The following is a 20610-nucleotide window of genomic DNA, read 5'->3' as shown; positions in this document are numbered from 1 at the left end:
CGCCCGTTTACCGAACGGACCGCCCCAACTGCTTTGGCGTCAGCCGCTCCAGAACCACAATCGGGCGGGTGATCTGGTGGCCCAGCGAGGGTCCGTACAGGGTCGATGGCGCGCTTGCTGATTGCCCCGATGGTCTTGTGCCAAGGCCGTTCCTGTAGAGTCATAGCGGGATCGATTCGGGGCGGGTGAACAACGTAGCCACGGTAGGCGTAACCCCGGCGGTGAGCAGGTCGGTCAGGTACGTGGTTACGGCGTCGGTCAGGCCGGGTAGTTGGGTGAGGTCGTGCCCCCATAGCGAGCGATTTCGTAACACCGTGAGCACGAGGGCCTCGGGCGGGGTGGTTTGCCACAGCTCGGCGAAATAAGCAGCACGTTCATCCTGAATGGGGTAGGGGGTGCCGTTCTCGTCGCCGTACCACACACCCTTGTGCTGGTAAAGGGGGCGGGTGAAGCACAAATACCCCGCCAGCCCCAGCGCCATATAGCGCGGCACCGTACTAAAACGGGCCTGATAGTGCAGCAGCGTGGGCACCACGCGCGCCTGCATTTTGGCCGAATAATTCAGCGTGATCGACAGCCAGCGGTGCTCGATATAAGGGTTCTGGAATCGATCGAGGGTGTCGAGCGCGAATCGCTGCACCAGTTTGTCGTCCAGCGCGTAGGGCATGCCCGGCACGAGTTCGGCCAGCAGCAGGCTGCGCACATAAGCCGCCAGCGTCTGGTGTTGCATGGTGTCGCGCACGGTCTGGCAACCCGCGAGTTGAGCCAGCCCGCAACTGAGGGTGTGCGCCCCGTTGAGCAGCCGCAACTTCAGTTCCCGAAAGAGCGTGATGTCGGGCTGCACCCAGATGCCCCGGTCGGCCGCCTGAAACGACAAGGCCGAACGTACCTGTTCGGAGTCACTCTCAGTGGGCAGTTCGATGGCCCAGAGCCGGTAGGGTTCCGTAATGATCAGCAGGGCATCGGTATAGCCAAGCCGGGCGTGCCATTGCGGCTGCGTGGCGGAATCCGGGGCGCCGGGTACAATCCGATCGACCAGCGAGTTACAGAATGTATTGGCCGATTCGAGCCAATCGATAAACGCTGCCTCCAGCCCGTTGCGGTGGGCCAGCTCGAGCACGATGGCCTCCAGCCGGGTGCCGTTCTCGGGGATAAGTTCGGTCGGGACAATGACCAGCCCGCGCGCCGGATCGCCCGCAAACGCCCCATAGCGGGCATAGAGTACGGCCAGCAGCTTCCCTGGAAACGACTGCGGGGGGGCCTGCCGGATGTTGTCCTGCACCAGTTGAATGCCGACTTCGGTGGTGTTGGAAAGAACCAGTTGCAGGTCGGGGTTGGCGGCCACGCGCAGGATTTCGGCCCAGTCGCGTTTGGCCGACAGCACGCGGCTGATGGCCGAGCAAACAACGGTTTCGTCGATCAGCTGCCCCTGATCGACGCCCCGGATGCAAAGGGTATACAGGCTGTCCTGCCGCCGAAAGGCCGCCAAATCGCCGCCCTCCGTCGATTTCACCGCGACGATCCGCCCGTTGAACAACCCCTGCCGGTTGGCTTTGTCGATCAGGTAGTCGGGCAGACCACGCAGCAGGGCACCGGTACCAAATTGCAGCACCTTTTCGGGCAGTTGCAGCAGCGCAGCGGGGGGGCGTTGAGCCGCCGTGGCGGGCGGGTGATTGAGGACGTAGTCGGCTGACAGGTGCATCACGCAGGTCGGTTATCCCCGGTAAGGTTACTGACCGTTCTGAGCGAAAAAAAAGGATTCGACGCCTTTTTTCACGCAATCGTTGTCGGGAACGTTGCCAGTCGGTGGCAAGTAATTTTGGTCAAATCCGTGATTTGTCTGTAACCGTTGAGCCACTTCGACGAACGACCACCGATTAACCGCTGACGCATGGAGGCTATCACCATAAAAGACATTGCCCGGGCCCTGAACCTGTCTACCTCGACGGTGTCGAGAGCCCTGCGGGGCAGCTACGAAATCAGCCCCGAAACGAAGCGTCTGGTGATGGAGTATGCCGAGCGGATGGAGTATCGCCCCAACCCGATTGCGTTGAGCCTGAAGGCCAACCGAAGCAAGGTGCTGGGGGTGGTGGTGCCGCAGATCGCCAACCATTTCTTCTCGCAGGCCATCAACGGTATCGAGGCCATCGCCTACAACCGGGGCTACCACGTCATTATCATGCAGAGCCACGAGAACTACGAGCGCGAGGCCATTGCCGTGCAGCAGGCGGTGAGCCGGAAGGTCGACGGGCTATTGCTGTCGCTGTCGAGTCAGACCGTCGACGTGTCGCATTTGCAGACGCTGCACGACAAGCAGTTTCCGATGGTGCTGTTCGATCGGGTGGCACCTTCGCTCAACGTACCCAAGATCACCGCCGATAACTACGAAGGCGCGTTTGCCGCCACCGAGCACCTGATTCGCACGGGCCGCCGCCGCATTGCGCACATCAGCATTCCGGCCCACGTGTCGATCACGCAGGAACGGCTGGCCGGCTACCGGGACGCCCTCCAGAAACATGGCCTGCCTTACGACGAAACGCTGGTGCGGCACATGGGGCTGGGGCAACATGAAATGGCGCCGGTCGTGCGGGAGTTGCTGGGCCAGTCGCCCCCGCCCGATGCGTTCTTTACCGCCAGCGACCGGCTGGCGCTTGGGTGCATGGAGGCCCTGCGCCTGCTGGGGGTTCGTATCCCCGAGCAGGTGGCGCTGGTCGGCTTTACCAACGTGACGGTGGCCCACCTGCTGGCCCCAGCGCTCACCACCATCGAGCAGCCGGCCATCGAGATCGGGCAGCTGGCCGCCGAACGACTCATCGACCTGATTGAGCGGCCGCAGCACAAAACCACGACGGGTGTCCAGAAACTACCCACCCGGCTGGTCGTCCGGGCATCGACGGGATCGGTAACTGTAGCGGAGTAAGCTGCAATCGTTGTCGGGAACGATTGCATAAATAAACCCGTGCCCCGCCCGCCGGTTATCCCTCGGTCTGGTCCAATTTGGTCTAAATTTTAGTCTATGAAGCCCGTTTTCCTGTTCCTGATCGCTGGCCTGCTGGTGGCGCTCCGGCCCGCCGACGAGCGTGTCCGTGTGTTTCTCTGCGGCGATTCGACGATGGCCCCCAAGCTCCCGATCGACGTACCTGAAACCGGCTGGGGTATGCCCTTCGCCGATTACTTTACGTCGGTGGTGGCGCTACAAAACCACGCCGTCAATGGCCGGAGCACCAAAAGTTTCATTACCGAAGGTCGCTGGGCCAACGTGATCGGTCAGGTACGTCCCGGCGACTGGGTGCTGATTCAGTTTGGGCATAACGACCAGAAAAGCACCGACAGCACGCGTTACGCTGCCCCACAAACGACCTACCGGCAGAACCTCACGCGCTTCGTCAACGAGGTGAAGGCCAAAGGCGGTAACGCGGTACTACTAACGCCCGTGATGCGCCGCAAATTCGACGCCAACGGCAAGTTTGTCGATCAGCACGGCGAATACCCCGGCGTGGTGAAGGCCGTCGCCAAGGAACTTGGTGTGCCCCTCATCGACCTGCACGCCAAAAGTCAGGCGGTGATCGAGCAGCACGGCCCCGAAGGCTCGAAGGTGCTGTTCATGCACTACCCGCCGGGTATGTTTCCGAAGCACGTCAAAGGCATTACCGATGATACGCACTTTTCGCCCTACGGCGCGGCGCTGATGGCCAGTTTGGTGGCGCAGAGCCTGGTTGAGCAGGGGCTGCCGCTGCGGAACTTCCTGAAAGGCTCCGATTTTCCCGAAAAGCTGGCGTTCGAACTGCCGAAGGTGTACCAGCCGTATTTCCGCAAAGACACGTTCAACATTGCCCGCTACGGCTCGAAGGCGGATGGCATCACGCTCAACACGCAGGCGATCAATCAGGCCATTACGCGCTGTAGTCAGGCGGGGGGCGGCACCGTGCTCATTCCGGAAGGGCTGTGGCTGACAGGACCGCTGGTGCTGCGGTCCAACGTAAACCTGCACCTGGCGAGCGGGGCGCTGCTTCAGTTCAGCCGCAACCGCGACGACTACCCCATCGTGGCTACCACCTGGGAAGGGCAGGATGCCTACCGTTGTCAGGCACCCATCTGGGGCGTCGATCTGGTCAACGTAGCCATTACCGGTTCGGGCGTGATCGACGGCGGCGGCGAGGTCTGGCGGGCGGTGAAGAAAAGCAAACAGACAGCGTCGCAGTGGGCCAAACTGGTGGCGTCGGGCGGGGTACTCGACGACAAGAAAGAAACGTGGTACCCGTCGGCGGGGTCGATGAAAGGCGCGCAGTCGCCCGATCTGGCCCGGATCGCTAACGGCAAAACCCCCGCCGAGCTGACTGAAATCCGCGATTTTCTGCGGCCCAACATGGTGAGCCTCACCCGCTGCCAGTATGTATTGCTCGACGGCGTTACGTTCCAGAACTCACCGGCCTGGACACTCCACCCGCTGTTGTGTGAGCACGTCACGATGCGCGGCGTAACCGTCAAAAACCAGTGGTATGCGCAGAACGGCGACGGTGTCGACCTGGAGTCGTGCCGCAACGGGCTGCTCGAAAACTGCACCTTCGATACCGGCGACGACGGCATCACGATCAAATCGGGCCGCGACGAAGAAGGGCGCAAACGCGGCGTCCCGACGGAGAACTTCATCATCCGCGACTGCCGGGTCTATCAGGCCCACGGCGGGTTTGTGATCGGCAGCGAGATGTCGGGCGGCGTGCGGAATATGTACGTTTCCAACTGCCAGTTTATGGGTACCGACGTGGGGCTGCGGTTCAAAACGGCGCGGGGCCGGGGGGGCGTCGTCGAAAATATTTACGTCAACAACATCAGCATGACGCAGATTGCGGGCGAGGCCATCCTGTTCGATATGTATTATGCCGCCAAAGACCCGGTGCCGCAGGCGGGCGACAAAAACGAACTGCCGACAATTGAGGGTAAGCCGCTCAACGAAGGTACGCCCCGGTTCCGGTCATTTTTCGTACACAACGTCAGCTGCCTCGGCGCCGAAACGGGCATCCTGATCCGGGGTTTGCCCGAAATGCCCGTCAGTAATATCCTGATCGAAAATGCCGTGCTGCAAACCCGCAAAGGGCTGGTGTGCATCGAAGCGTCGGACATCCGCCTGAAAAATGTGTCGTTGTTAGCTACCGAACCGACCGTCATGCAGGTGCAGAACAGTCAACAGATCACACTCGATGGCATAACGTACCCAAAAACCGCCGAGCGGCTGCTCAAGATCTCGGGCGACCGCACGAAAGGCATTCGCCTGACGAACACCAACGTACCTGACCAAAAACAACTGGTCGAACTGGGCAACCACGTACCCAAAGGCGCGCTCATCCGGTAGTTGATAGAATCGCGGATGACACGGATTCAACGGATTTTTAGAAAGGATTTTATGAAACGATCCACCAATAAGAGGAATGAAAAAATCTGTGTAAATCCGTTGAAGCCGTGTCATCCGCGTTGCCGTTTTTTCATGCGTTACCTTCTCTTTTTGTGGCTGCCGTTGGCTACGCTGGCGCAGACGCCCTACGTCGATAGCACCTTCCGGCTGCCGGTATTCAAACGGCCAACGAGCCAGGCTGAGTGGGTGAACCGACGTACCCAGATTCGGAAAACCATCCGGCAACTGTTCGGGGCTATTCCGCCAGCGCTGGCAAAGCCCGTCGTTCAGGTACGTCAGCGCGAGCAACGAGTGGGCTACACGGTGGAGTCGTTCACGTTTTTCAATGGCGTCGATGCGCAGGTACCGGGGCTGCTGCTGATTCCCGACGGCCTAAAGGGCAAGGCCCCGGCGGTGCTCTACCACCACTACCACGGCGGCGAGTACAGCCACGGCAAAGACGAACTGTTCAAGAAAAACTGGGTGAACGAAAACGGTCCCGCTGAAGACTTGGTGAAGCAGGGGTACGTGGTGCTGGCCATCGACGCCTACGCCTTTGGCGAACGGTCGGGGATGGGCCCCAACGGGCCGTCGGAAAAAGGCAGTAACGAGGAACTGACCTGGGCCAAAATCAACATGTGGAAAGGCCGTAGTTTCTGGGGCATGATGGTCCGCGACGATCAGATGGCCCTGAATTACCTCTGCACTCGCCCCGAAGTGGATGCCCGCCGCATCGCCGCCGTGGGCATGAGCATGGGGTGCCTGCGGTCGTTCTGGCTGGCGGCGCTCGACGACCGCATCCGGGCCACGGTCGCGGTGGCCTGCATCACCCGCAACGCCGAGCTAATCCGGGCGGGGCGGCTGCGGGCGCATGGCATCTACTACTATGTACCGGCGCTCCTTCAGCATTTTGATAATGAGAGTATTCTGGCCTGCATTGCGCCGCGTCCGCTGCTGTCGCTCTCGGGCGATCAGGATCAGAACGCGCCTTTCGCCGGAGTGCAGTACATCAACCGGGCGGTCGAATCGGTGTATGGGATCATGCGCGCGCCTGGCCGGTTCAGGTACGTTGAATACCCCGGCGTAAAACACGAATACACCCCCGCCATGTGGCAGGAAACACTCCGCTTTCTGGCCCAAACCCTTTACCCATAAACCGATTCGTTCTCAACAGACTTGTCGGGTTTCGTTCTATGAAAACAGCTTTCTGGACGTCGCTTCTGGCCTCGATGACGCTGGCGCTTGCTGCCAGCAAAGCCCCCAAACCCATCGTCGTGTCGGCGGATGGAAAGGGCGATTTTACGACCATTCAGGCGGCAATCGACCACGTTTCCCAAGCCGATTCGTCGGGGGGCGAGCGGGTGATTTTTATCCGAAATGGCCGCTATCCCGAAAAACTGTTCATCGACAAACGGCACTTCCTGACCCTGCGCGGCGAAAGCGAAAAAGGTGTGCAGATTGTGTGTTCGCAGGCCCGCGACATGTGGCGCTGTGACCACCCCGACGATAACGGCGCTGCCACGCTCAACGTAAACGCCCACGACCTGCGTTTCGAGCGGCTCACCCTCATTAACGACTACGGGTTCCGGGCCAAAGGTGACACGGTCATTGCTTGCACCAACGAATCGGGTGGGGCCGCCATGGCACCGCGGACGGATCGGTTTGCGTTGCCCCGGGAAGCGGGCGAAACGCCGGGTACCAAGCGGGTGCGCAAAGATGGGCATCAGTTTGCCATGCGATCGTTTCCGGGGGCGATCCGGCTGGTGTTCAAAAACTGTACACTGCGGGCGCTCGGCGGCGACACCGTCAGCCCCTGGGATGTGGTCAATGGGCTGTATTATTTCAAAGACTGCACGATGGAGGGGGCCGTGGATCTCTATTGTCCGCGCGGCTGGGCCTATGCCGAGGGGTGCCGGTTTATCTGCCACAACCTCAACGCCGCTATCTGGCACGATGGGTCGGGCGCCGAATCGGCCAGGACGGTGCTGAAAAACTGCACGTTTGTGGGTGATGATGGCTTCAAGCTCGGCCGCTACCACCGCGACGCGCAGTTCTACCTCATCGGCTGCCGCTTTGCTCAGAACATGGCCGACGCGGACATTTATTGGGTGACGGGCTCACCCGCCCCGCCGAAGTGGGGCCGCCGCGTTTATTATTACGACTGCCACCGCCGCGGCGGCGACTACGCCTGGCACAAAGACAACCTGCCCATTCCCGCCCGCGACATTACCGTCGCCTGGACCTTCGAGGGTAAATGGCACCCGCGCCCGTAGAGATGCCATTGCTTGCGTCTTACCTGTTCATAACCGATAGAAACCAAGGGGATGCTTGTCAGGTACGTTGCTGACGCGTGATTGCCGTCGGCGCGGCACTCTCTTGCGTCTTTAGAGGCTGTTCAAATACAATTCTAAGTTGGTGTAGGCCGATCCCTTGGCGATCTGTGCGCCGTCGGTGGGGTTGTTGGGGTTGAGGTGATGGGCCGTTTCCCAGGTGTCGGGCATGCCGTCTTTATCGGTGTCGGGCGGTACCGTGCCGGTGTTGAGGATGGGCCAGCCGCCTACCTGCGTCGCGGCGTCGATGATACCGGTATTGGCACCCCACTTGCCACCCACGGTGCACTGCCCGGAACGTACCTGCGCCAGAATCCGCGCATCGACGGCATCGGTGCGCGGAAGCCGGGCACCCGCCTGTTGCAGCACCGATTCGTAGGCATCGTTAGCCGACTGCGTGTTGACCGGCGCAACGACGAAGGCCTGTTCGGCCTTCGCATGGGCTTTTGCGGTCAGGTCTTTCGTCTGGACGCCTACCCCCCAGTTGTCGTTGGTGGCGGCCGGGAAACCTTCCACCACGTTGCCCGCTACGTAAAAGCGACCCGCCCCGAGCGTGTCGGGCCGAACCGTGGCATCGTAGTAAATCGCCGTCAGCTCCATGATCCGGTACTGAACGGCTCCTTTTTTGGTAGCGGGTCCGGGCTTGAAGTAGTTGTTGACTACATTCTGGTTGCCGCCTTCACCGCCGTAGATGCTCTGGAAGCCCCAGTTGAACACTACGTTGTTGCGGAAATCGACCTGTTCGTCGTCGGGGCGGCGGGTGTAGCGTGAACCACAGAAACGCGGGTTGCGGCTGGTATGGCTTGCCAGCAGGTTGTGGTGGAACGATACGCCCTGCCCGCCCCAGATCCCGCCGAAACCGTGATCCCCTTTTTTGTGTCCGGCGGCGTAGAGGCTCTCGCTCAGGAGGCACCACTGGAGTGTAAAGCGCTGATTATCATAAAACGAGCCCACTTCATCGACTGACCAGCTCATGGAGCAATGGTCGATGATGACGTCGTGCTGCCGCACGCAGTTGAGGGCATCCTGGGCGTCGCTGGTTAGTTTTTCGTTGCCGCACCGAAACCGCAGGTAGCGGATAATGACGTTGGACGCTTCGACGTTCGTCACGTAATCTTTAAGGCAGATGCCGTCGCCGGGCGCCGTTTGGCCCGCAATGGTCAGGTCGCCCTGCCGAATGCGCAGTGGGGCCGCCAGCGCAATCGTGCCCGATACGGCAAACACGACGGTGCGCGTACCCGGCTGCTCAATGGCCCAGCGCAACGAACCTGCGGGCGGGTTTTTCGCGGCATCGAGCAGGTTATCCACGACATACACCGCCCCGCCGCGCCCACCCGTGGTGAACCGCCCGGCCCCCTCGGCCCCCGGAAACGCAAGGGGTTGAGAGCATGCACAATGTATAATGAATAATGTACAATGAATAAGGACCAAGGCAGCCCGTGCCCTCTTCGTCAGGCCGTTTGACCAAAGCGTATGTAGATGAGAAGCTATTCGCAGGCGATGCCCATTATCCATTGTACATCGTTCATTATTCATTAATACCCCGGGTTCTGCTTGATTTTGCCCTGATAGGCGTCGACGGTGGCCTGATCGAAGGGGAAGAGTTCGCTTTTACCCGCTACGAAGAAACGGGCAATGGCGGCGTCGAGTTGTAGCCCGTCGATGATGTTGGTGGTCAGGTGCTGCCGCCAGTCGAGGCGGGTGAAGCCGGTGGGTGCCGTGGTAAGCGCCGTTGGTTTGTAGAACGAGTTGCCCCACTGGATTTCCTCGCCGTTATTTTTCCAGAACAGGTAGCGGGGTACGTTGGCGTAGGGGCCGGTAGCATCCCGAAGCTGAATTAGTTTCTGGCGGGTTTCGGCGATTTTCTGCGCCAGCAGATTCCACCGGATCAGGTCGAACTTGCGGATGCCTTCGGAGCCAAACTCCAGGTAGCGCTCGTTGACAAGCGCGTCGAAGAAGGCCGCTTTCGTGGCCGGGGTGGTGCCCACGGCCGCCGATCCTTTCGGGAAGGCCCGTTTCCGTACTTCCTCGAAGGCCGCGATGGCCGCCGGGGTGGGGCCGGTCAGTTCGTTTTCGGCTTCGGCAAACATCAGCAGCACATCGGCAAACCGGATAAACGGCCAGTTGTAGCCGGGGTTCAGGGCGGTGCCGGGCAGGAGGGGCACCCGCCAGTCTTTACGGAATTTGCCGTCGGTCAGCTCACCCAGGCGGCGGGGGGCTTTGATGTTGGTCGCGGCCACCGAGTAAAGCGTCACCGTTACGTCGCGCCGAACGTCCGTCGAATCGAAGGCGTAGAAGTAATTGGGCAGCACTACCAGGCCACCGCCGCCCGTGCCGTAGCGCGACGACGCGTTGACCACCGGCCCGTTGTAGTTGCCCATCCGGCTGTCGGAGGTCGAGTTGGCGCCCCCGGCCCCCGCTTCAAAGATGATCTCGCCCGCCGGGTCGTACTGAAACGACGTCACCTTGCGCCAGATGTCTTCGTAGCTGGGGTTGAGGGTGTGCTCGCCCCGCTTGGCCATCAGGTCGGCGCACTCGTCGCGGGCAATTTTGTAGTAGGTCAGGTAATCGGCGTTGCGCTCCATCTGCCCGCTGCTGCGCAGGGCGTAGCCACCCCGGAAGAGCGCCATCTTCGCCCGCAGGGCTTTCACGGCTCCTTTCGTGATGCGTTCGTTGCGCACGGCCACTTCCGAGCGCCAGGGCACCAGGTCGGTGGCGGTTTTCAGGTCGTCGATCAGCTTGGCGTAGGTGTCGTCGCGGTTGCTTTGCGGAATAAACAGATTGGCCTGCGTGTAGGACGGCTGCATGGGTGCCGGTACGTCGCCCCAGTTGCGCATCAGTTCGAAATAAAACTGCGCCCGTAGGGTCAGGGCTTCACCGTGCAGCCGCCGCAGCTCTTTCTTTTCGGCGTCGGTTCCGTTGGTGTAGAGCGCCATCTTCGGCAACTGCTCGATACAGAGGTTGGCTTTTTCGACGCCCCGGTACAGTTGCAGGAAGGGGTTCCGAATCTCGGTGTTGGTGAGCAGCAACTGGTAGCGGCCAATGCCCCGGCGCCCGTTGTCGAGGTTACCCGATACGATGATCTCGTCGGAGTCGTAGGGGTAGTACATGTTGATACGGATGCCGTAACCGTTGTCGCCCATCAACTCGTCATACACGCCCAGTACGGCGTTGGTGGCGTTGGGCAGGTTCGAGAAGGCGTCGTCCAGACTGATCTGCGACTTGGGCTGTACCTCCAGATACTCCCGGCAACTGGTCACCGCCAGCAGGCAAAGCGCCAGGGTGCTGGCAAGGAGGGTGAATTTCGAAAAAATGGTTTTCATGTAAACTAGCTGATAATCATCCTGATAGACTTTAAAAGCCTATCAGGGTTAAGGCTTTAGAAAGTCAGGTTCACACCAAAGACGACCGCCCGCGAGCGGGGATACCCGGCAAAATCGACGCCCTGCGTGAGCGGATCGGTGCGGCGGGTGCTCACCTCGGGATCGTAGCCGCTGTATTTCGTAAAGACAGCCAGGTTGTTGACCGTGGCGAAAGCCCGCAGCCGCGATACGCCCACTTTACTGAGCAGATTGGTCGGTAGCGTATAGCCCAGCGTCACGTTGTTGATCCGCAGGAACGAGCCATCTTCGACCGCCCACGAGTGCAGCCAGTACCGCTGCACCCGAACGGGCGTCCAGATGGTCGCGTTGGTGTTCAGGGCCTTCAGCGCGTCGGGGTCGGTAACCACCTGCCCGGCGTCGTTGATGTTGGTCCAGCGGGTTTTCATGATGTCGAGCAGGTTCAGGTTCGGGAAGGCCCCGTCGGTCCACTCGATTTTGTTAGCGTTGTAGATATCGTTGCCCACGACCCAGTTGACGAAGATGCTGGCGTCGAAGTTTTTGTAGGTAAACTGGTTGTTCCAGCCGCCGATAAACTTCGGGTTCGCGTTGCCGATCACCGTCCGGTCTTTGTCGGCCGTGATAACGCCGTCACCGTTGAGGTCTTTCCATTTCAGCATCCCCGGCTGCGGCACGCCGTAGACCGAATTGACGGCGATGCCCGGTTTGATCGTGTACGTCTGCGTGGCGGCATTGTAGGTGAAGTCGTCCACTTTGTAATAGTCGTCGGTGACGAAGCCATACATCAGCCCCACCGGCTCGCCCACCTTCACCAGGTAGTCGTCGGTGCCATCCGACCCCTGCCAGCCCGAGTTGCGCGTTTGCTGCGTGACCGGGCCCAGATCCAGCACCTTGTTGCGGTTAGCCGACAGGTTGAAACTCGATGTCCACGAGAAGTCGCGCTTCTGCACCAGATAGGCCGTCAGCTGCAATTCCAGGCCCCGGTTTTGCGTCGAACCCAGGTTCTGAATCTGCGACGAATAGCCCGACGTTGGCGGAATGGCGACGGCGAGCAACAGGTTGCGGCCGGTGTTCTGGTAGGCGTCGATCGACAGCTGGAAGCGGTTGTTGAGGAACGCCAGGTCCAGACCGATATTCTCCGATACCGTCGATTCCCACTTCAGGTTGGGATTGGCCAGCGAGATGGGCGCGTAGGCGGGCAGGACCGAGTGGCTGAGCGCATATTCGCCCGTTACGCCATACAACTGCTGGTAGAGCAGATCGCCGATCCGGTTGTTGCCCGCCACGCCGTAGCCGATGCGCAGCTTACCGTCGGTGAGCCAGGTCGCGTTTTTCAGGAACGGCTCTTTCGAAAACCGCCACGCGGCCGTGCCCGATGGAAACACCAGCGCGCCGTTTTCGTAGTTGAACTTCGAAGACCGGTCGGAGCGCAGCGATACCGTCGCCAGGTATTTGTCGGACAGGTTGTAGCTCACGCGCCCGAAGAGCGAAAACAGGCGGTTGGGCGGCAGTTCGTTTGAGATGTTGCGCGGCTGGGCCGCCCCCGTCGGGGCTGAGCCCAGCCCCATATTGGCCAGCGCCGGTTCCGGGCCGATGTCGGCGGGGAAGTAGCGCGTTTCCATGGTGGTGTTCTTCGCGCTGTAATCATAAATCTCCTGCCCCAGCAACACCGTGAGGTCATGCTTTCCTGCCAGCAGCTTGTGGTATTGCAGCGTGTTGGCGTTGTTGATCGTGATGGCGTTCTGCTGGTAGATCGACGCCACCGGCAGCGAGGCATAGTTGCGGGCCGTTCCCGTCACCTTCGACCAGAACTGATTGATCTGGTTGTCGTTGTCGTCGAGGCCAATTGTCGAGCGGAAGGTCAGGTCGTTGGTGATGTTGTAATTAACGTACCCACTCAGGTTGAGGGCGCGCGTGTAGTTGCGGCTGTACTCGGCCTGCGTCATCAGGATGGGGTTGACCAGGTTGCCCGACGAGATGTACAGGTTTTCGTCGAAATCATCGACGGTCGGGTTGACGCCCACCAGCAGCGGACGGTACTGAATCGAGTGACGCAGGCGGTTGGTGGCTTTGGTGCCGCTCGTGGTGGTGCCCGCACCCCGGATCGTCTGATTCAGGTACCGCACGTTCAGGCCCACCTTCAGTTTGTCGGACGCCTTATGGTCGAGGCGGAAGGTGGCCAGGTAGCGGTCGAAACCCGATTCGAGTTGCACGCCATCTTCCTTATTGGCCGTGAGGCTCAGGTTAAAATTGGTCTGCGCCGAGCCGCCGTTGACCACGACGTTGTGGTTCTGGTAGGGTGCCCGCCGCCCAAACACTTCCTGCTGCCAGTTGATGGGCTCGGCGGTTTTGTACTGGTTGATGTTGTCCCAGGTACCATACTGAGCGGCAAAGGAGCTTTCGAGGGTAGCATCGCCGCGGCTGCGTTCATACTGCCAGCGCACAAACTCGTAGGGGTCGAGCACGCCCATTTTTTTGGTGATTTCCCGAAAACCCATCGAGCCGTTGTAGCTGACGGTGGTCTTGCCACCCCGGCCCGATTTGGTCGTGATGATCACGACACCGTTGGCCCCGCGAGCCCCGTAAATGGCCGTGGTGGAGGCGTCTTTCAGCACGTCGATGCTCTCAATGTCCTGTGGCGACAAAAAATTGAGTGCATTTTCGACCTGTATGCCATCGACAACGTAGATCGGGGAGTTGTCCTGCGTGATGGAGCCACCCCCACGTACCCGGATCTGAATGTTCGCGCCGGGCGACCCTTCCGAGGTGGTGACCTGCACTCCCGCCAACCGCCCCGTCAGTGCCTCGGCGGCATTGGTCAGCGGGATATCGCGCAGCTGTTTGGTACTCACCGACGATACCGACCCCGTCACGTCGCGCTTGTTGACGGTGGCGTAGCCGACCACGACCACTTCGTCGAGCGCTTTGGTGTCGGCGTCGAGGGCAATCGTCAGGTTGGTCTGGTTACCCACTTTAACCTGTTTAGAGGTATAGCCGATGAAACTGACAACCAGCGTGAGGTTGTCGCGATCGGGTGCCCGCAGGCTGAAGTTCCCCGAGCCATCGGAGGTGGTGCCGACGGACGTACCCTGAACCACGATGCTGACACCGGGCAGGGCGCTGTTGGAACTCCCGTCGTTGATCTGTCCCGTGAGCTGACGGGTCGACTGTGCCTGAGCCGCCATTGTGAGTCCAAGCAACATCAGATACAGGTAGAAGTACTTCATAAAGAAACGGATTGGAAGACGTGACAGGGTATTGGAATTGCACTATCCGAAGAGGGCACGGCATAAAAAAAATAAACCCCTGCCGATATCGGTAGGGGAAGTAGCCGGGCAACCGGAGGATTACCAAGCGAACACGCTAGATTAATTACGCAATCGTTGTCGGGAACGTTATCAACGAAAGACTCCGAATACCGATCGGCCTACAAAGGGGCTGCAAGCGGGCAGTTGGGCATTTCGGCAGGCCAGTGTCGAGTAGTGGCTATCCGTAGGAAAAATTGACTTATTCCATTAGCGGGTGGTTTAAACCGCCCGCTAATGGAACCCGCTTAGTTGAAATGAGCCAGTAGATCCTGCCGTTCGTTAGTGGTCAGGTCGATGACATCAAAGCGTTTGGCTGATGTATAAGAACCCATGTCGCTGTCGCTATTGACCAGTACGGCACCCATCAGGATGACATATTTACAGGTGTAGCTGGTCTGTGCTACCAACTCGTTGATGCGCTTGTCAATGGCTTCGTAGATGACTTCTGTGGCTTCAAAAAGCGGTGTTTCGGCCTGTACAATCCGGTCTTTCTGTTTCCACAGAATCTGTTCGATTGTGTTCATCTGATAGTCCAGCTCAGTGATGTTGCCCTCCACGATCTGGTTGGTCAATAATTTGGCCAGCGCACCTTTGGCGGCCCCGCAGCAGCCGCTATTCTGGTGCTGCCCCAGCCGGTGAATTTCGCCAATAACACCCGTCTTGGTGATGCCGATATGCGGGCCATAATAAATAAATACGGCGCCACTGTCAGGTACGTGGCTGGCAAAAGCGCCCATGCCGGTCAGTCCTGTAAAGGGAAAACCATCCAACCCACCCATTTTGAAGGGCCCCAAAAACTCCATAGCTCTGGCCGGATATTGGATGCTGTTGACATCATCGCTACAAATGCTATCGGCGAGCATAACCTGCGTAGGCTCGAGTTCGAGCGTTTCTTCGACAAAGTCAATGAGCCTGTTTACACTGTCGATGGTCGTCATCGCGTTCGGGTACCACGCTCGGATGATGGCCAGTTTTTGTTTTTTTAGCATGGTATTGGCTGGTAATCGTGTTAGAGAATGATATCGTTTTTGGGTTGCAGAGCGGGAGGCAGATCCGTTTCACCGAGCATCTCGCGCAAGTCGATTTCGATGGTGCGGCTCAATTGCGAGATAGGTACGTCGTTGGCGCTACCTTCAAACGGGTTTTCGGTGCTTTCGCCTACCTGTTCCAGCGAGGTATATACCCACGAAATAAGCACACTGAACGGAATCACCAGCCAGACCATGTGACCCTGCATAATACCCGTCATGCCATCGTTCAGTTTGTCAAACTCCCTCAGCATACCAAAAGGCAGCAGGACGCAAAAAAGCTTGATGAACAGCGCGTTGATCGTCGCGAACTGGCGTGGATATGGAAAGTTTTTGATACGTTCACTGCGGCCCTGCTGATCGAAAAAATCCTTGATCATCCGTTGCATTTCCACAAACTGGTAGCTGTCTATTCGAGCGTCGTCGAAAAGCTGTTTAGTGGTTTTACTCTGCAAACTCATCAGCTGGGCTGCTCGGTTCTTGGTCGTCAGGATATACGCTAACTCGTCGGGTGGCAGGTAGTTGGACAGTTCCGTTTGCAGCGGTGTTTCTCTTTCCGGAACTGAATAGAACTGTTGATATTCAGCATTGTATGTCTTGCTGGTGGTTTCCCAGATACGGCTGTCCCGCATCTGATAGCGAAGGGCGGTGAGCCAGGCAAAATGACGGTAAATCAGCTCTTTAGAGGCGTCGGGGTCGTGCAGAAAATCACGGCACATGGTGCCCCAAAACCGGCTGCTGTTCAGGATGGCACCCCAAATCTGTCGGGCTTCCCAGGTTCGATTGTAGGTTTGGGTATTTTTAAAACCAACGATAAAGGCCGTAGCTGTACCCAAGAGGGCAACCACCGTCCAGGGAATGGCCAGCCACTTCAGCCCCGCTACCTGATACAATAAAGTAGGTAGTATTCCGATTCCTAATAACCAATAGATGGTGCGGCGGGTCCAGCGTAGAAACTCCGAAAAGCGGTACGATCGTCCTGCATGCATACTTCGTTATTCTGTGGTTTTTGAGGTGAATTTGCTAATCAGAATACCTACCAGAACGACGGTATAAAACTGCCCGACTACACCAAAAAGCGAGGTGATTAATTTGGTCTGGTAGGTATTGGGTGTAATGTCGCCAAACCCAATACTGGTAATGGTTATGCAGGAGAAATAAACCAGATCAATGAACGTGCTGGCTGGGCTACTGCGATCAATCCCTCTAAATGAGCCTGGGTTGACGTACTGAAAAGCTTGCAGAAGAAAAACAGCCATTTCAATCAACAGAAAAAAGCCACAGGCGGCCGCCGATATGATATCCGTATTGATATAACTGGGCCTGATCAGGAAGTTAATAACCTCCAGAAAAATGAAGATAAAGAAGGCTACGTAAAGCCCATTTAGCGCGAAAAAGTAGGCAGGTATGTAGCCGAAAAAAGGCAGGCCAATGGGTAACAATAAAACAAACAGGAATAATATATCTCTGACGCGGTTTTTCCATCGCCTTTTTTCACTAAAAATGCCAATACTGGCAATGCCGAGTACCAACATATTGATGGGCCAGATGATGCGCGTGTAAATGGATAAGTTGGACAGAAAAATACCGACGAACAAATGTTGAATCAGGGCTGCCAGCAGAACTTCATATTTTCTGGGCTGTATCAGTTGATGCACAGTCATGATAGCTGTAGAACGCATGGTCGCAGAAACGGAGATACCGATTGGTAGCGGTAAAGGCCTGCTGATCCTCTCATCGCCAAGCCTGAGTGCATAAGGATAAGAAAAACTTGATGAATCGGTATTATTCTATAGAAAAAGTATAAGTAAATATACGAAAGCGTTGCAGCCTCGCAATGCCCCCCGCGGTAGCAACATACTCAGACCGGCGCGAGTAGGCAGAGGCTATCGCCGGGTGTCAACCGTAGGAAAAGTGTGCGGCTCCCCATAGCGGACGGACTGAACCGCCCGCTATGGGGAGCCGCACGGAACCAACCGACGCCGAAACGTCTATTTCTGAGCGGGCTTTATCTTGTATTGGTTGAGAATGGCCATGATCCGGGCAAAGATGTCGGTGTTTTCGTAGACACCCCGAAAATCCAGCGAGTGCGGGCCGTAGGCAAAAACGGGCACCATCACGCCGGTATGGTCGTTGGTGCTGAATTGCCCGTCGACGTAGCCCTTTTGCAGGTTGCCATCCAGCAAGGTCAGGCCGCCGGTTTCGTGGTCGGCCGTCACGACCACCAGCGTTTGCCCGTCGGCGTCGGCGAAGCGCATTGCCGCGCCAATGGCTTCGTCAAAATCGAGCAGTTCGCGCACCACGTACCCGAGCTTGTTGGCGTGACCGCCATAGTCGATCTGGGCGCCTTCGGCCATGATAAAAAAACCGGCCGGGTTGGGGCTTAATTCGGCCAGCGTTTTTTGCAGGCTGCCAGTCAGCACCTGCGGCCGGCCAGCCTCGACCGATACTACGGCTTTATCGTCGAGTAGCACGAAGGGCGCTTTCAACTGCGCCAGCTGACTATACTGGGTGCCGATGCGGTAGCCCCGCCGTTGCAGCGAATCGAGCAGGTGCTGCTCCTGAAAATGACGTAACCCACCCCCAATGAGTATGTCGGTGTTGTTGGCCAGAAAATCGGCGGCGATTTCCCGCTCGAAGGCGCGGTCGGGCTGGTGTGCGAAGAACGCCGCCGGGGTGGCATCGGTCACGCTACCCATCGAGATCAGCCCGCTTTTCATGCCCCACGGCTTCACCAGCGCCGGTATGGCCCGCAGCGGGCGGTTCAGCGTGTCGACACCGATGGCGCGGTTATTGGTTTTTTGCCCCGTCGCCATGGCCGTTGCACCTGCCGCCGAATCGGTGATGTAAGTGTCGGCCGCGCTGGTTTTCGAGAAACCGATGTTGAGCATCCGGCTCAGGTTGAGCTGACCCCGGTTGGCGGTGAGGCCCGCGTAAATCTGGGCCAGCCCCATGCCGTCGCCAATCAGCAGAATCACGTTGCGGACCCGGCTGCGGGCGTCGTTGTTGCGGTACGTCGGCTGGTAGAGCGGGTGCGGGGCCGGCTGTACATAGTCCGCCGTCGACCGGGTATTGAGGAAGGCCGCGAGTGGCCCAATCTGGTCGGTATTGATGTAATCGACACCCAGGTTGATGAGCGCTTTCCAGGTATTAATGTTGTCGGGCGTAGCCCAAAGCCGAACCCTTTTGCCCAACCGATGCCCCTGCGCGACGAACGCCCGCAGCGCCTCGGCTTCTTTTTTAACGACGAGGCCTTTCCCGTTCCAGCGGCTGAAGGCCAGAAACGACTGGCTGATGAGGCCGATGTGCCGGAGTTGCTCGGGCGTGTAGGCGACGCCCGGCCGGCCGTCGAAGCGCAGCCAGTCGGGGTATTGGCCCAACTGCTCGGGCGCAGGTACGTTGCCGCTGACCACCACCTGCACGGGCCCGTTGGGGCCGAACACCGCCGGGTGTGCCGCCAGCGCGTTGACCAACAGGGGCAGTGTCTGAGCCGCCGGGGTTTTCAGGTCGATTAGCAGTTGCAGCGGTTCGCCCCCTTCGTAGATTTGCCCCTTGTGCTCCCTGATTTTCTGGAGAATGGGCTGAATATACAGGTTGTCGAGGGTGCGGCTGCTGTCGATGGCCGAGGCATCGTGGGCGACGTAGAGCTTTCCCTGCTGGGCGTGCACATCGGCTTCGATGGAGCCAAACCGGGCGTAATAAGCCGTCCAGAAGGGGATGTTTTGCTCGTAATCGTTGTGCGAATGGGCTTGGGCGGTGGTGTAGCGGCCAACGGGCTGCGCCAGCCCAGCCGAGTAGCCGATCAGCCCGGTGAGGGCGATCAGCCAGCTCCGGCGGACCGTAATCGGGAAGCGGATCATGACTTGGGAATGAGGCGTGAAAACAGAATGGCTCCTTTTCCGTCGATGATCTGCACCAGAAATTGGGTGGGCTGCACAGAAAACGTCATGAAGCCATTGACCCCCCGATAAAAGACATTCTCGGGCGTCTTGTGGGGTACGTTGCTCAGCTCGGAACCCGCCCCCGACAGAAAATGGTGCGTCGGTCCAGCGGGCTTGTTGTATTGTAAATCGTGGTCGTGCCCGCAGATGTACAGGTCGACGTTGTATTGGTTGAGGATCGGTTCCAGGCTGCGCCGAACGGGGCCGGTGATGGCGGTTCGCTTCCCCGCCGTGTAGACGGGATGGTGCCCCACCACAATGCGCCAGCGGATCGTAGGGTCGGGGTCGCTGAGGGTTTCGCGCAGCCAGCGTAATTGTGCCGTCGTGTCCTGCTGGCTCAGGGCCGGGGCCAGTTCGTCGTTGGTATAGTAATCCGGTTCCAGGCCGTTGGTATCCAGAAACACAAACTGCACGCAGCCGTTGCCCGCCAGTTTCTTTTTGAGCGAGTAATAGCGCGCGGGCATGTGCCAGCGGCGGCTGATCTTCGAATAATCAATCTGCGCCTCGACGTTCCCGGCATAATCGTGGTTGCCCAGAATGGCGTACCAGTCGCGCTGGAGCCAGGCGTAGTGGTAAATCTGCTCGAAACTGCCCTGCCAGAGCGGGTCCTGCGTGCTCCTCACGCCACTGGGGTAGAAATTGTCGCCTGTCGAGATGATGAAGCTACCACCCAGTCCGGCCATGGCTTTGGCCATTTGCAGGGCCACGTCGCGCTGATGAAACTCGCCCTGCCGTCCCCAATCGCCAACCACGGCAAAGTGCAACGCCTTGTCGAGCGTTTGCAGCTTGGGGATCACCCCGAGTTCGTAACCGGCGGCAAGCTGGGCACTGTAATCGGCTGGCCGCTGTGCCTGCGCCTGACGACTTACGAAGACCAGAAAAAGAAGCAGGAGTTGGAGCGGTGGTCGAAGTGAACGCATTAAACAGGGTGGGGCGTGGCTAAGCGAGTGAAGCGTCAGGTACGTTGGTTTCTACGCGTTGCTGCACAACCTGCGCAAACCGGACGCGGTCAGCTTTTCGGTACCGATCGGGCGACGGCGCGCCGGATGGGGGCGTGAAGTCGGCTGCCACCTGTTTGCAGGCAGCCCATAAGCGGGGATTCATCCGGATTTTGTACCGCCGAATGGGCGTATCGGCGCCAAACCAGAGTCTGATAATGTTCGCGGTAGTGAGTCGTAAGACAGGGTGTCCCATCGGTCGGAAGGGCGCGGAAGTCGGGCGCCATTAGCGACCGCAAAGCTAGCGGGTTGCTCTATAAGGGTTGTTAAGGCAA

Annotated in this window: 14 protein-coding genes; 4 read left to right on the top strand and 10 right to left on the bottom strand. The window is 58.8% G+C overall.

The window, feature by feature from the left end:
- Positions 1 to 160: 160 nt before the first annotated feature.
- Complete coding sequence (locus FAES_RS18910) at positions 161 to 1702, bottom strand: tagaturonate reductase (RefSeq protein WP_015332830.1); 1542 nt, start codon at positions 1700 to 1702, stop codon at positions 161 to 163.
- Between the two features lie 189 nt (positions 1703 to 1891).
- Here FAES_RS18910 and FAES_RS18905 point away from each other — a divergent pair, with 189 nt between their 5' ends.
- From FAES_RS18905 to FAES_RS18890, 4 genes are all read left to right on the top strand, one after another.
- On the top strand, positions 1892 to 2920 hold the full coding sequence (locus FAES_RS18905) for a LacI family DNA-binding transcriptional regulator (protein WP_015332829.1): 1029 nt from the start codon (positions 1892 to 1894) through the stop codon (positions 2918 to 2920).
- A 96-nt stretch (positions 2921 to 3016) separates the two neighbouring features.
- Positions 3017 to 5350, top strand: a complete 2334-nt coding sequence (locus FAES_RS18900; RefSeq protein WP_015332828.1) for a glycosyl hydrolase family 28 protein — start codon at positions 3017 to 3019, stop codon at positions 5348 to 5350.
- 132 nt (positions 5351 to 5482) lie between these two features.
- Positions 5483 to 6544, top strand: coding sequence for an alpha/beta hydrolase family protein (locus tag FAES_RS18895; RefSeq protein ID WP_148289401.1), 1062 nt, complete (start codon positions 5483 to 5485; stop codon positions 6542 to 6544).
- 38 nt (positions 6545 to 6582) lie between these two features.
- Positions 6583 to 7662 (top strand): pectinesterase family protein, encoded by a 1080-nt coding sequence (locus tag FAES_RS18890; protein ID WP_015332826.1) that lies wholly within the window; start codon positions 6583 to 6585, stop codon positions 7660 to 7662.
- Between the two features lie 111 nt (positions 7663 to 7773).
- Here FAES_RS18890 and FAES_RS18885 read toward each other — a convergent pair whose 3' ends face one another.
- From FAES_RS18885 to FAES_RS18845, 9 genes are all read right to left on the bottom strand, one after another.
- Positions 7774 to 9027, bottom strand: a complete 1254-nt coding sequence (locus FAES_RS18885) for a polysaccharide lyase domain-containing protein (RefSeq protein ID WP_229364502.1) — start codon at positions 9025 to 9027, stop codon at positions 7774 to 7776.
- 227 nt (positions 9028 to 9254) lie between these two features.
- Positions 9255 to 11042 carry a RagB/SusD family nutrient uptake outer membrane protein gene (locus FAES_RS18880; RefSeq protein WP_015332824.1) on the bottom strand — a complete coding sequence of 596 codons (1788 nt, stop codon included), beginning with the start codon at positions 11040 to 11042 and terminating at the stop codon, positions 9255 to 9257.
- A gap of 56 nt (positions 11043 to 11098) precedes the next feature.
- Positions 11099 to 14287: a SusC/RagA family TonB-linked outer membrane protein gene (locus tag FAES_RS18875; RefSeq protein ID WP_015332823.1), complete on the bottom strand. Its 3189-nt coding sequence runs from the start codon at positions 14285 to 14287 to the stop codon at positions 11099 to 11101.
- Between the two features lie 326 nt (positions 14288 to 14613).
- On the bottom strand, positions 14614 to 15357 hold the full coding sequence (locus FAES_RS18870) for an LCIB family protein (RefSeq protein ID WP_015332822.1): 744 nt from the start codon (positions 15355 to 15357) through the stop codon (positions 14614 to 14616).
- A gap of 20 nt (positions 15358 to 15377) precedes the next feature.
- Complete coding sequence (locus FAES_RS18865) at positions 15378 to 16385, bottom strand: bestrophin family protein (RefSeq protein ID WP_015332821.1); 1008 nt, start codon at positions 16383 to 16385, stop codon at positions 15378 to 15380.
- Between the two features lie 6 nt (positions 16386 to 16391).
- A complete protein-coding gene (locus FAES_RS18860; RefSeq protein ID WP_015332820.1) occupies positions 16392 to 17078 on the bottom strand; it encodes a potassium channel family protein in 687 nt (228 codons plus the stop codon).
- A 309-nt stretch (positions 17079 to 17387) separates the two neighbouring features.
- Positions 17388 to 19256 carry an alkaline phosphatase gene (locus FAES_RS18855; protein WP_015332819.1) on the bottom strand — a complete coding sequence of 623 codons (1869 nt, stop codon included), beginning with the start codon at positions 19254 to 19256 and terminating at the stop codon, positions 17388 to 17390.
- Positions 19253 to 20257, bottom strand: coding sequence for a purple acid phosphatase family protein (locus tag FAES_RS18850; protein WP_015332818.1), 1005 nt, complete (start codon positions 20255 to 20257; stop codon positions 19253 to 19255). The genes FAES_RS18855 and FAES_RS18850 overlap by 4 nt, the downstream gene beginning before the upstream one ends.
- Positions 20258 to 20276: 19 nt before the next feature.
- The gene (locus FAES_RS18845; RefSeq protein WP_015332817.1) at positions 20277 to 20531 is read right to left on the bottom strand and encodes a hypothetical protein; all 255 of its coding nucleotides are present in this window, start codon (positions 20529 to 20531) and stop codon (positions 20277 to 20279) included.
- Positions 20532 to 20610 lie beyond the last annotated feature (79 nt).

Source organism: Fibrella aestuarina BUZ 2 (assembly GCF_000331105.1).
GTDB lineage: Bacteria > Bacteroidota > Bacteroidia > Cytophagales > Spirosomataceae > Fibrella > Fibrella aestuarina.
Note: the sequence above shows the minus strand (reverse complement) of the source record. Positions and strands in the feature narration are given on the sequence as shown.